This window comes from Anoxybacillus sp. LAT27 (genome assembly GCF_022030075.1).
Classification (GTDB): domain Bacteria; phylum Bacillota; class Bacilli; order Bacillales; family Anoxybacillaceae; genus Anoxybacillus; species Anoxybacillus kestanbolensis.
Genome location: NZ_JAIWYK010000378.1, coordinates 1 through 227 on the forward strand (window position 1 = coordinate 1; position 227 = coordinate 227).

Sequence of the window (227 nt, forward strand, 5' to 3'; positions counted from 1 at the left end):
CGACCATACCGGGTCTGTCCGGCAGTTATCGCGTGGATGACGAAGGGGAAAAGGCCAAATCCACCGTGCTGATCCAGAAAGGCCGGCTGCAGGAACTGATGTACGACCGTACGGCCGCCAAGCGGTGGGATACGCATTCGAACGGACACGGGAGGCGTGTGTCGTATCGATACCCGGCGATTCCGCGGATGTCGAACACATTTATTCAAGCAGGCGAGTACACGCCT

At 58.6% G+C, this 227-nt stretch carries 1 protein-coding gene; it reads left to right on the forward strand.

Annotation, left to right across the window (positions count from 1 at the left end):
• Positions 1-227 (forward strand): metallopeptidase TldD-related protein (locus tag LD028_RS09870; protein WP_237811713.1); only part of this gene is annotated, 227 nt, incomplete at both ends.